Origin of the sequence: Flavobacterium sp., from assembly GCF_025352425.1 — a bacterium.
Lineage (GTDB): Bacteria > Bacteroidota > Bacteroidia > Flavobacteriales > Flavobacteriaceae > Flavobacterium.
Genome location: NZ_JANXTI010000095.1, coordinates 44,941 through 56,529 on the forward strand (window position 1 = coordinate 44,941; position 11,589 = coordinate 56,529).

Here is an 11,589-nt window from a genome sequence, read left to right on the forward strand (position 1 = left end):
TAATCAAAAATATACTAAAAAATGAAATTAGACTTATTTAACAAACAGTGGATAGATATCGTTTTTGAAGGACGTAATAAAGCCTATGGTGCCTATGAGTTACGGAAAGATAATTCAAAAACGACACTTCGTGCCCTTATTATTGGAGCATTTGTTTTTGGGCTTGCAGTAAGTGCACCGCTTATAATTAGCTTAATTCCGGACATGTCAAATGATAACGCTGCTTTGGATCAAAAAATCGTTACTATTAAATTACCTCCAAAAGAGCAACCAAAAGATCTTCCGCCTCCGCCTCCTCCGCCTCCAAAAGTGGATCAGGTAAAGTTTGTAAAGCCTGTTGTGGCTAAAACCGAAGACATAGTTGAAGAGCCGCCAAAGATTGTAGAAATCAAGGATAAAAAACTTGGGGATGAAACTATTAAAGGTGACCCGGATGCACCCTTAAGTGTAGAGCCAGTAGGAACCGGTCCAAGTGTAGTTGAAGAAGACAATACTATTTACAATACTGCAGGTATAGAAGTAAAACCTGATTTTCCTGGTGGAATGCAAAAATTTTACAGCTATATCAGTAGAACTTATACAGCACCAGAAGATTGTGGTAATGGTAAAGTATTTGTTAATTTTGTGGTCGAAAAAGATGGCTCGTTAACGGATATAAAAATTCTTAGGGAGGTATGTCCTGGTTCAGGAAAAGAAGCTCTTCGTGTATTGAAATCTTGTCCAAGATGGAATCCGGGTGAGCAAAATGGTAAAAAAGTGAGGGTATTATATTCTTTACCAATATCAATCCAATCTGAATAAATGATTTCAAAATTCATTGATAACTTTCAGAAGAAATCGCCTAAAGAGCGATTTCTTCTCATTATAGGCATTTTGTTTTTTTTGATTTATTTAACTTTAGGTTTAATAATCATATTTTGGAAGTCACTACCTTTAACATTAGAGTACAAATACAGAATTGTTTTTGGAATTTTACTGATTGTATATTCTTTTTTGCGATTTTTGCGTTTCTTTAATAAAGAATAAATTTAGAAATGAATAAATTATCTAAAACACTTCTTGGCTTTGTTCTATTAATCTTGCTTTTTGTTTTTTCTTGTCAGAAGAAAATCAATAAAAATCAAGATACCATATTGGAAGGGAAAGCAACAGTTTATGTTGATGAATCAATACTGCCCATCGTTGAAGATGAGCAAGCCGTATTTGAAACAGAATATAATGCCAAATTGAATTTAGTTTCAAAATCAGAAAGTGAAGTAATTAATGATTTGTTTAATGATTCCGCACGGATAGTGATTCTGACAAGAACACTTTCAGCAAAAGAATTAAAAGCTTATAAGAGCAAAAAGATTGTGCCAAGGATTACGCCTTTTGCAACCGATGCTATTGCTTTTATTAGAAGCAAAGCAACCAATGACACTTTAATAGCTTTGCAGGAGGTAATTGATTTTGTTCATGGGAAGGCTGTTCCAAATATTAAAGGGTTGGTTTTTGACAATGCTAATTCGAGTATAGCAAGATATATTTCTGAGATTTCAGGTATACCGGTTAACAGTCAGAAAAATGTTTTTTCATTTAAAACCAATAAAGAAGTTTTAAAATATGTTTCAAAAAATAATGGCATGATTGGAATTATAGGGATGAACTGGATTTTTCAGCCGTCATTAGAATTACAGGAAACTGTAGATAGCCTAAACGTTTTGGCTGTTAAAGGTGTCAAAGAATCTGAATATATTTTTCCATCACAAGATAATCTGGCACAGGGGAAATATCCTTTGGCACGCCATTTGTATATTGTCAATTGTCAGGGTTATTCAGGACTCGGAATGGGATTTGCTTCCTTCCTTACAGGAGAAAGAGGTCAACGCATAATTTTAAAATCAGGTTTAGTCCCTGAGCGTATTCCAAGCAGAAAAATCGTGATAAGAAACACAATTATTAAAGATAAAAATTAAATAGAAAGATGAACAAGTTTAAAATTTTCAGCTTAGCGTTAGTAGCAACAACCATTGCCAAAGCACAAGATTTGGAGCCAGCGAAGAAAGCTATTGATGCTGAACAATTTGAAAAAGCAAAATCGTTGTTAAAATCTGTAATACTAGCAAAACCATCAAATGGTAAAGCGGCATTTCTTTTGGGTAATATTTACCTAAAACAAAATATCTCCGATTCTGCCTCAATATATTTCAAAAAAGGTTTGGCAGCAAGTGAAGGCTCAAGATTAAACAATGTTGGTTTAGGCCAATTGGATTTAGACGCTAATAACCGAGTAGCTGCACAAGCCAAATTTGATTTGGTTATGAAAGAATTGAAAAAGAAAGATACCGAGGAATATGTATATATCGCCCGTGCCTACATTAATGCTGATAAACCAGATTATAAAAGCGCTATTGCTGTTTTGACAAAAGCTGCAGCCGCTAATCCAAATGATGCTCAGGTTCAGTTAGCATTAGGTGATGCTTATTATGGAGATAAAAATCAAAATGATTCTTATATCGCTTATAGAAATGCGTATCAGTTTGATAGTTCTTTAATCAGAGCCAAAATGCAATTAGGGGTTTTGTTAAAAGGTGCCAAAGCTTATACTGAAGCGGTAAAAGCATATAATGAAGTGATTGCTATAAACCCAAATTACGGCCCGGTTTATCGCGAATTAGCGGAAACTTATTATTTGTGGGGAAACAATATTCCAAAAACGTATGATGAAAACATTCAAAAAGCTCTAGGTTTTTATGAAAAATATATGGGCTTAACTGACTATTCAGTCAACTCACGTATGCGTCATGCTGACTTTTTAATATTGGCTAAAGATTATAAAGCATTAGAGTTAGAAGCGAACAAAATGAAAGAATTAGATGGTGTTAATCCAAGAATTCTGCGTTACCTAGGTTATTCAGCTTATGAAAATGGAAATGTCGACGTGGCGTTGACTTCATTGCAGAATTACACTGCTAACCCTACCAATAAGATTATTCCTCGCGATTATTTGTATTTAGGTCAGGCCAAAATCAAAAAAGGCGCAAGTATTGACGGAAAATTGGTTGATCCAACTCAGTTAGCATCTGGAATAGCAGATTTGAAAAAAGCAGTTGAAATGGAGCCGTTAGCTGCTAATGAGTTGAATGAAATCGGAAAAAAATTGTACGATCAAAAAGCATTTGCAGCCGCAGCAGCAGTTTTTGAACTTGCTGTAGCCAATCCAAATTCTAAAAATTACCTGATTGACAATTTCTATCTTGGAAACTCGCTTTATTATGACAACACCAGAAAAGACATTGTAAAACCAGATCCAATTGCTTTACAAAAAGCTGATGTTGCTTTTGGAAATGTAATTACGGCTTCACCAACAACACAAGATGCTTACCTTTTTAGAGCGAGAACTAATAGATTATTGGAAAATGATGCAATGATGGCTACTTACTACCAACAATATATTGATGTGGTAACAGCAAAAGGTGAAGAAGAAGTTACTAAAAACAAAGCTAAGTTTATTGAATCATACAACAATATAGCATCAGCTTTAGCTAATACTGATAAAACAAAAGCAAAAGAAATGCTAAACAAAACCTTAGCACTTGACCCAACTAATGCTTATGCGCTTGAAGCAATGAAATTATTAAAGTAAAAAAGAATAGCATTTTTAAAACCGTCCCGATTTTCAAATCGTGGCGGTTTTTTATTTAAAGACATTTTTACTCAAGGATAAAATCCGAACAGAGCGAAACTAAATTAAGTATCTTTGCCGACTAGATTAAACAAAATGTTATCAAAACAAACACAGCAAGCCGTTGAAAAGGGAGAAATGCTTCCACTCATGGAAGAATTCTATACCATTCAGGGCGAAGGATTTCACACAGGAACAGCTGCCTATTTCATTAGAATTGGTGGTTGCGATGTAGGGTGTCATTGGTGTGATGTAAAGGAAAGTTGGAATGCGGAATTGCATCCCCCAACAGTAACAGATATTATTGTGGCCAACGCAAAAAAATATGCGGATACCGTTGTAGTAACCGGAGGAGAACCATTGACCTGGGATATGACATTGCTCACTCAAAAGTTAAAAGATGGCAATTTAAAAGTCCATATCGAAACTTCTGGGGCGTATCCTGTTTCAGGAACTTGGGATTGGTTTTGTCTTTCGCCTAAGAAAAATAAATTGCCGGTCGCTGGTGCTTATGCTATTGCCAATGAATTAAAAGTGATTATTTACAATAAACACGATTTTATTTTTGCCGAAGAGCAAGCTGGTAAAGTAAACCCTAATGCTATTCTTTTCCTGCAACCCGAATGGAGTAAAAAAGAAGAAATGACACCACTTATTGTTGATTATGTAATGAAGAATCCAAAGTGGAGAGTTTCATTGCAAACCCATAAATATTTAAACATTCCTTAAAATTATTTTTATGAAACTAATTAAATTTTTACTGATTTTACTATTGCCGTTTGCTGTATTTTCACAGATCGGAGGCGAAGATGAAGTGTATTTAAAAGGCGACAGGGTTGAAGCTAAATTCGGTGGCGGAGGAATTGACAATTTCAAAGCTTTTGTAAATAGGAATTTTGATTATTCGAAAGTTACAAAAGCAGGAAAGCTGGAAGGGGCATTTACCATTGATGAGCACGGGAATGTAACCAAGATCAGAATTACTCAGGTTTTAGATGTAGAATCGGCAACTGAATTTATACGAGTTTTAAAAATGTGTCCAAAATGGGAACCGGCAAAACGCGGCGGAAAACCAATCAGCATTGAAATAAAATATCCAATGGTATTTAGTCCTAAGCCAAAGGTGGAGACTAACGCTAACGAGCCGTTTAAGAAAGCTCCTAAAATTGTAGATTCAACTGTCAAGAATGATGATAAAGAAAAAAATGATCCTTTAAATTTATATCCTGCAGAAAATAAAGAAACCAACACTGGGAAAGAAGATAATAATATCTACAATACAGCGGGCATTGAGAAAAAACCAGATTACCCGGGTGGCTTGAACGAATTTTATAAATATATAGCTAAAAACTATAAAACTCCGGATGTTAAAGGTGTGGGAGGAAAAGTATTTGTGACTTTCATAGTTGAAAAAGATGGAAGCATTACGCATGTTAAAATACTTAGGGATATTGGTTATGGAACTGGAGAAGAAGCTGTCAGAGTTTTACAAAATTGTAAAAATTGGATACCGGGAGAGCAGCAAGGTAAGAAAGTCAGAGTACTTTATTCTTTACCAATCTCGATTCAACCCTTTAAATAGAATAACTAAATCCCAAACATTTGTTTGGGATTTTTTATTTTTGCCAAAAAATCATCAGTGATGAAATCACAATTCTTGTTAGACCCAAATATAACATTCTTAAATCACGGTTCTTTTGGCGCTTGTCCGAAACCTATTTTTGAAGAATTTCAACGCTTTCAGACGGAACTTGAAACAGAGCCGGTAGAATTTATTCAACAGAAACAGCCTAAGTATTTAAAAGCCGCAAGAGAAAGTTTAGCCAAATTTGTAGGCAGTCAGGCTGAAGATTTATTTTTCACTTCTAACCCTACATATGCTATTAATGTTATTATGCGAAGCATAAAGCTAAATGCAGGAGATGAAATTTTAGCCACCAACCACGAATATGGTGCAATGGACAGAACCTGGAACTTCTATTGCAAAAAGTCCGGAGCAAAATACATTCGGCAAAATATCTCATTGCCAATCGTTTCCAAGGAACAAATTATTGCCGAATTCTGGAAAGGCTATAATCAAAACACCAAAGTCATTTTTTTAAACCAAATGTCGAGCGCTACCGCCTTGATTTTCCCGGTAAAGGAAATTTGCGACAGGGCCTCAGCACTTGGTTTGATTACCATTGTTGATGGTGCGCATGTTCCCGCACATATCGATTTAAACATTTCAGCATTAAATGTGGATTATTACACAGGAACCTTACACAAATGGATGCTTGCACCCAAAGGCAGCTCATTTTTATATGTAAAACCCGAACTGCAAAATAATTTAGAACCGTTGGTAGTAAGTTGGGGCTACGAAAGTGTGGCGCCAGGCGAAAGTCAGTTTTTGGATTATCATGAATTGCAGGGAACCCGTGATGTTTCGGCTTTTTTGTGTACACCAAAAGTGGTAGAGTTCCTGGAGCAAAATAATTGGAAAGCCGTTTCAAAATCATGTAAGCAACTTGTTTTTAATAACTACCAACGCTTTTGTGATTTGTTAAATACAAAGCCACTTAGCCCAATCACAACTGAGTTTTTAGGACAAATGGCAAGTATTCCTGTCAATACCAAAAAGCCGGCTGAGCTGAAGGAAATATTATATTCAAAATACAAAATCCAGGTTCCGGTGATGCCTTTAAATGATAAAATCTATATCCGGTTTTCAATTAATGCCTATAATTCTCAGGAAGATTTGGATATTTTGTATAGCGCTTTGGAAGACATCATTAAAACGACAGATTTGATTCAACGCTAGATTTCTAGCCCCGATTGCAATGAAAATCCTTTTTGTTTTGTTTTTTAACATAATAAAAAGATTGTAATGGAAAGCGGGAAACAGCTCCTGATTGCCTCGTGCCTCGCAATGACAATTACTCCCAGTTTTCTCTTTTCTTGAGTTCCGTAATGTGCGCCAGGTGATGATTGCAATGCCATTCATAAAGACAAATCATTTCGCGAAGTTGGAATTCCTTGTTGTGTTCGGGATGAATGTAAGCCATTTCCAAATCACTTTCGGACAAACTTTTCATTACAAATGCCAGGCGATAATGCAATCCTTCCAGAAATTGCAGCGTTGGTTCAATCGGCATGGTTTTGTTGTCAATGCCTTGCGCCCAAAGATTTTCATAGTAGAATTTTATCGTCGGATTGTTCTCAGTCATGGTCCATTTCAAACGGATAAAACAATTCATATGGCTGTCAGCACAATGGTGAATCACTTGGCGAACAGTCCAGCCTGCAGGGCGATAGGGCGTTTCAAGTTGGTCGTTGTCCAAATGTTGAACTTCGGTTTTTAATTTTTGAGGAAAATCCGCAATGGTTTGTATGGCTTTCGCCAAAAGTTCGGCCGAATAGACTTCAGGAGCTTCAAATTTCCCAATAGGATAACGCAGTTTTTCCAGTTCAATATTTCCCATAATTAAAGTGTGAGTTTTGCTAAATAATCAAAATGCTTTCCTTCCAAAATCAGTTCGCATTGCAAGCCATTGGCATGTGCCGCATTTTGCAAAGTAGTATAATCCAAGTAAAGCCAAGGGAACGTTTCTTCGCTTTCATTTTTATAAGAAATGGTAAAAGTTAGTTCGCCATAATAACCGTCAGCCGGAACCAAATAGCTTCCATCGTCATCCGCATCAAACATATAAATGATATCAGAACTGTCAATTAAGATTTGTCCATTCGGGTTCAAAAGCGATTTCATTTTTTGTAAATAGTTAGAGGTTTCGGCTAAGGTTCCAAAAATTCCTGTGCCGTTCATTAATAATAGAATGGTGTCAAACTTTTCATTTTCTAATTCCAAAACATCCTGAACTTTGGCATTTTTTAAACCGCGTAGTACGCAGGCTTTGATGGCTTTCGCCGAAATATCTATAGCCATAACATCAAATCCTTTTTTCTGAAGGTACAAAGTATGACTTCCCGCACCGCAACCTACATCGAGAACTTTTCCTTTAGCAAGCTGCAACGCTTTCTTTTCGAGCTTTGGCATTTCATTGAAACTTCTGAAAAGATAAGAAACACTCATTTCATCCGCTTCGGAAATGTTGGTTTCGGTAATCAAATCTTCAGGTGAGTTGTTAGTTTGAAAATCAAGTATTGCTTTCCCGAAAAGGTCTTTCATATTGTCATTGCGAGGCACGAAGCAATCTGTCCTCAGTTTTTAAGTTAATTTAATCAGAAGTTGTTTAATTTTGCGGCATGAGTTTGAAGCCATCATTAAACGAAATCCAAAAGCTTTCCAAAGATAAGCATATCGAAAACAAAAAGTATTTTGATAAGCTCAAAAAGAAAACGCCCAAGAATTTGGATTATGTGATGCAGGAAATACATGGCGCCGAATTCAAACGAACCAATTGCCTGAACTGCGCCAATTGCTGCAAAACAACCGGGCCACTTTTTACGTTGGCGGATATTGAGCGGATTTCGAAACATCTCAAACAAAAGCCACAACAGTTTATAGACCAATATCTTCGTATTGATGAAGACAAGGATTATGTGCTGCAAAATGTGCCGTGTACGTTTTTGGACAATGAAAATTACTGTATGATTTATGATGTGCGTCCGAAAGCCTGTCGCGAATTTCCACATACAGACAGAAAAAAATTCCAGCAAATTTCAGATTTGACGTTGAAAAATTTGGCAATTTGCCCGGCAGCTTATAATATTGTGGAAGAAATGAAGAAAAAATTACCGTTATGAAAATATACAAATCAAAAATAGATTGGTGGTTAGGCTTAGTTTTAGCTTATCCAATATTTAGAAGTATCGTAAGCATTATTGATGGTGAATGGATTGGTTATCTTGGCATTGTCCTTTGTCTGCTGTTTATTTTTTTTATTTCAAAATCTACCCGATATATTATTGCAGAAAATCAACTGATTGTTAAATGCATGTTTATTGTAAACTACAAAATAGAAATTTCAAAAATCAGGAAAATAGAAAAAACCAATAATGTCTTAAGTTCACCAGCCTTGTCGCTTGACAGGATAGCGATTAAGTACAATAAATATGATGAAGTTTATATTTCGCCAAAGGATAAACAAGTATTTGTTGACGACTTGTTAAAAATCAATTCTGAAATTGAAGTAACTATTTAGTTATAAATCAAATACTTTTTCCGCATCATATTAAAATCATTCAATCCTTTCTCCCATGATTTTCTAATAGCTGCTTCAGATGTTCCGGCTTCAATTTGCTGTTGTAGCTTTTTGGTTCCGGCTAACTTGGTAAAAAAAGGTGTAAAGAACTTTGACTTGTCAGTAGTTTCGCTATAAGCTTTGATTAACCATTTTAATTCCAGTTTGTTAATTTTTGGTGCTTGAGTCAAATCTTCACCATAACACAATTGGTTTTTAAAAGGCGGTTCTTTTGATCCAAAATTTGGGATTGGAGTAAAACTGAAATTACCTTTAGGAAGAAATGGCGAACCATAAATCTGGAATTGCTTCTCGGTGCCACGACCTACGCTTACATTGGTTCCTTCAAACAAACACAAACTCGGATACAAATTAATGGCCTGGTCATTCGGTAAATTAGGTGAAGGCTTCATAGGTAAACTATAAAACATCTCACGGGTATAATTTAAACACGGAATCACAGTCAGCTTACATTGAATACCATCTTTAAGCCATCTTTCACCATTTATCATATTAGCATATTCGCCAATCGTCATGCCGTGCAACAACGGAATTTGATGCATTCCGACAAAGCTGCTAAATTCCTTTTCTAAAACAGGTCCGTCAACAATGGCTCCATTCGGATTCGGTCGGTCTAAAACTATAAGCTGAACATTATTTTCGGCACAGGCCTCCATAATATAATGAAGCGAAGAAATATAAGTATAGAATCGCGCGCCAACATCCTGCAGATCAAAAACCAAAACTTCAATATCTTCCAATTGTTCTGGTTTTGGTTTTTTGTTATCGCCATAAAGCGAAATAATAGGCAATCCGGTTTTAGCATCTTTTCCATCAATCACATGTTCGCCGGCATCTGCTGTTCCTCTAAAACCATGCTCTGGAGCGAAGATTTTTTGGAGGTTGATTTTTTTAGATATCAGAAAGTCAACAATATTTAAATTTACTTGAGTGTCTTCCGGGGAATAGTAGTTTAGTACGCCGGTTTGATTGGTAACAATTCCAACTTTTTTATCATTTAGCAAAGGAAGATAAGCGGCATAATTCTCCGCGCCAGTTCTGAATTCCTGTGTTGCGTTTTCAACAATAACCTCTTTTTTCTTTTCTCTTTCTTCTTTGCTCTTAACCGAACTCCCGCAAGAAAGCATTAGCAAAACCGAGAATAAAACAGTATTTTTGAACACCAAATTTGAATTCATAGTATTGAAATTAGAATATTTTATAGCAAAACGACTTATTACTGCTAAAGACCATAAAAGTAGTATATCTGCGCCAATAATAAAAATTGCCATAACAGCAATTGCACTCGGAATGATCATGATGATTGTTTCTATTGCTACGGGAATTGGGTTGCAACAAAAAATACGCCAGAAAGTTTCAGCGTTCAACGGACATATAATTATTTCCGGTTACAACGACAACAATTCTGATGTTAGCACTACCCCGATTTCCATTAACCAAAACTTTTATCCAACATTTAAAACTGTCGACGGAATACAACATGTGCAGGCTGTTGCCAGCAAAGCCGGAATGATTCGCACAGAAAAAGCTTTTGAAGGAATTATTTTTAAAGGTGTTGGAAAGGACTATCAAGCCAATAATCTGAAAGAATATTTAATCGAAGGTCGTTTACCCGATTTCAAATCAAATCTTAACGAAGAAACTTTGATTTCGCAATATTTATGTAACCGATTGGGACTCAAACTCGGCGATAAATTCGTGACCTATTTTATGAAAGAAGATAGTGAAGGCTACAACCTCCGAAATTTTAAGGTAGTTGGGATTTACAATTCCGGTTTTCAGGAATTTGATGCCAATTATGTGATTGGCGATATCCGGCATGTGCAAAGAATTAACAAATGGAAACCCGACCAAATCGGCTCTTTCGAGGTTTTTGTGGATGATTTTACACAAATTGAAAGCAAAGGACAGCAAGTCTACCAGGAAACATCATCAACGCTCGATTCGCAGACTATTGTTGAAAAATTCTATTATATATTCGAATGGCTCAAACTGTTCGACTTTAATATTATCGTTATTCTAATCGTCATGATTGCCGTTTCCACCATTAATATGGTGGTCGCGCTTTTAGTATTAATCCTGGAACGAACCCAAATGATTGGAATTCTAAAATCACTCGGTGCCAACAATTGGTCTATCAGAAAGATATTTCTTTACAACTCCGCCTACTTAATTTCTCGGGGATTACTTTGGGGAAATGTTATTGGAATAGGATTGCTGTTGCTTCAAAAACAGTTTGGTATTATCAAGTTAAACCCCGAAAGTTATTACGTTAACGTAGCTCCTGTAAATATTAATTTGCTCTACATTTTGTTTCTCAACATCGGAACTGTCGCAATCTGCCTGTTGGTTTTGATTATTCCTTCTTACATTATTACTAAAATCACACCATCAAAGTCTATTCGTTTCGAATAATAAGGAGCACGGGAATCGCAGTCTTGAGGACGCCTCGTCCCGCTATCCGCTCTATCTTTTGCAAAAGCAAAAGGATGCCGCTGCTATCGGGGCCATCGAGAGGTTTTGTACAATCGGGACAAAGACCTTCTGTAAGGCACAAGTTATCAACACCTTAAAAAAACATCCAAAAAACCTCAAAATTTATTTGGAACAAAAGTGATTTAGTTTTTATATTTGCACCCCGCAAGAGTGAAGTTCTATTTAAAAACTGGAAAAACGAGGAGATTAAAATAAATTCAAAAATAATTTTAAAAAGCCTTGTTGGTT

Annotated in this window: 12 protein-coding genes; 9 read left to right on the forward strand and 3 right to left on the reverse strand. The window is 35.9% G+C overall.

The features are described 5' to 3' along the window. The first annotated feature begins 21 nt into the window (after positions 1-21). The 6 genes from Q0Q99_RS11840 to Q0Q99_RS11870 all read left to right on the forward strand — a co-directional run bounded on the left by Q0Q99_RS11840 (position 22) and on the right by Q0Q99_RS11870 (position 6,464). Positions 22-801, forward strand: a complete 780-nt coding sequence (locus Q0Q99_RS11840; protein ID WP_293896161.1) for an energy transducer TonB — start codon at positions 22-24, stop codon at positions 799-801. Between the two features lie 233 nt (positions 802-1,034). Beyond that, positions 1,035-1,955 (forward strand): PstS family phosphate ABC transporter substrate-binding protein, encoded by a 921-nt coding sequence (locus Q0Q99_RS11850; protein ID WP_293896167.1) that lies wholly within the window; start codon positions 1,035-1,037, stop codon positions 1,953-1,955. An 8-nt stretch (positions 1,956-1,963) separates the two neighbouring features. Further along, complete coding sequence (locus Q0Q99_RS11855; RefSeq protein WP_293896170.1) at positions 1,964-3,625, forward strand: tetratricopeptide repeat protein; 1,662 nt, start codon at positions 1,964-1,966, stop codon at positions 3,623-3,625. A gap of 135 nt (positions 3,626-3,760) precedes the next feature. After that, on the forward strand, positions 3,761-4,393 hold the full coding sequence (locus tag Q0Q99_RS11860) for a 7-carboxy-7-deazaguanine synthase QueE (protein ID WP_293896173.1): 633 nt from the start codon (positions 3,761-3,763) through the stop codon (positions 4,391-4,393). 10 nt (positions 4,394-4,403) lie between these two features. Further along, positions 4,404-5,246, forward strand: coding sequence for an energy transducer TonB (locus tag Q0Q99_RS11865; protein ID WP_293896176.1), 843 nt, complete (start codon positions 4,404-4,406; stop codon positions 5,244-5,246). A 60-nt stretch (positions 5,247-5,306) separates the two neighbouring features. Beyond that, positions 5,307-6,464 carry an aminotransferase class V-fold PLP-dependent enzyme gene (locus Q0Q99_RS11870; protein ID WP_293896179.1) on the forward strand — a complete coding sequence of 386 codons (1,158 nt, stop codon included), beginning with the start codon at positions 5,307-5,309 and terminating at the stop codon, positions 6,462-6,464. 115 nt (positions 6,465-6,579) lie between these two features. Here Q0Q99_RS11870 and Q0Q99_RS11875 read toward each other — a convergent pair whose 3' ends face one another. Together Q0Q99_RS11875 and Q0Q99_RS11880 are read right to left on the reverse strand one after the other, a co-directional pair. Beyond that, positions 6,580-7,125, reverse strand: coding sequence for a YfiT family bacillithiol transferase (locus tag Q0Q99_RS11875; RefSeq protein ID WP_293896182.1), 546 nt, complete (start codon positions 7,123-7,125; stop codon positions 6,580-6,582). 2 nt (positions 7,126-7,127) lie between these two features. Next, positions 7,128-7,829 carry a bifunctional 2-polyprenyl-6-hydroxyphenol methylase/3-demethylubiquinol 3-O-methyltransferase UbiG gene (locus Q0Q99_RS11880; RefSeq protein WP_293896185.1) on the reverse strand — a complete coding sequence of 234 codons (702 nt, stop codon included), beginning with the start codon at positions 7,827-7,829 and terminating at the stop codon, positions 7,128-7,130. A gap of 83 nt (positions 7,830-7,912) precedes the next feature. On the opposite strand from Q0Q99_RS11880, the gene Q0Q99_RS11885 reads away from it, so the two are divergent. Further along, positions 7,913-8,407: a YkgJ family cysteine cluster protein gene (locus Q0Q99_RS11885; protein WP_293896194.1), complete on the forward strand. Its 495-nt coding sequence runs from the start codon at positions 7,913-7,915 to the stop codon at positions 8,405-8,407. Beyond that, the gene (locus Q0Q99_RS11890) at positions 8,404-8,805 is read left to right on the forward strand and encodes a PH domain-containing protein (RefSeq protein WP_293896188.1); all 402 of its coding nucleotides are present in this window, start codon (positions 8,404-8,406) and stop codon (positions 8,803-8,805) included. Before Q0Q99_RS11885 ends, Q0Q99_RS11890 begins: the two co-directional genes overlap by 4 nt. On the opposite strand, the gene Q0Q99_RS11895 is transcribed toward Q0Q99_RS11890, so the two are convergent. Continuing rightward, positions 8,802-10,043, reverse strand: a complete 1,242-nt coding sequence (locus Q0Q99_RS11895) for a DUF1343 domain-containing protein (RefSeq protein WP_293896191.1) — start codon at positions 10,041-10,043, stop codon at positions 8,802-8,804. The two genes, Q0Q99_RS11890 and Q0Q99_RS11895, sit on opposite strands and share 4 nt — an antisense overlap. A gap of 4 nt (positions 10,044-10,047) precedes the next feature. Between Q0Q99_RS11895 and Q0Q99_RS11900 the strand changes: the two genes are divergently transcribed. Then, positions 10,048-11,280 (forward strand): FtsX-like permease family protein, encoded by a 1,233-nt coding sequence (locus tag Q0Q99_RS11900; protein ID WP_293896197.1) that lies wholly within the window; start codon positions 10,048-10,050, stop codon positions 11,278-11,280. Positions 11,281-11,589: the final 309 nt, after the last annotated feature.